Here is a 553-nt window from a genome sequence, read left to right as displayed (position 1 = left end):
TGGTGGTAGTGATGCAGCTAAAAGTCGTCAAGCGGCTTATCAGTTAAATAAATCAAAAGATATTAGAGATCGCGCACTGCGTATGCTAAAAGAAGGAACAAAACTATCTTGGAGCGCGATGGAATTAGCCAATAGTCAGACAAAATACTTGCAAGAGCACGTTGATGCTTCAGCTCGTACTGTAATTGCTTATGAAAAACAGTTTAAAATTGGTCAACGCTCACTACTTGATGTATTAAACACTGAAAACGAACTATTTGAATCACGCAAAGCTTATTTAAACGCTCACTATGATGGTATTTTTGCTAAGTACCGAGTTTTAAATGCAACGGGTACGATCTTGAATGAAATGCGAGTTGATATCCCTAACGAATGGACTGAGTCAGTAAAGTAAGCGAGAAAATAAAATGAAAAATATTGCAATGAGTTTAATGGCTCTTTCGTTGTTTGGTTGCTCAATTAGCGCTCAACAACCGCCAGTTGCGACACAAACAAAAGATTTACGAGATTTTGATAGCGATGGTGTTATCAATGCTCGAGATAAGTGTGCAGA

General features: G+C 38.0%; 1 protein-coding gene. It reads left to right on the top strand.

Annotated features, from left to right (window positions below; translation table 11 throughout):
• Positions 1 to 394, top strand: a 394-nt coding sequence (locus I3255_RS13550) for a TolC family protein (protein ID WP_238039276.1), incomplete at its 5' end; no start/stop codon positions are given.
• Between the last annotated feature and the right edge of the window lie 159 nt (positions 395 to 553).

This window comes from Psychrobacter sp. Ps6 (genome assembly GCF_022129235.1).
Classification (GTDB): Bacteria; Pseudomonadota; Gammaproteobacteria; order Pseudomonadales; family Moraxellaceae; genus Psychrobacter.
This window is presented reverse-complemented; position numbering and strand designations above follow the sequence as displayed.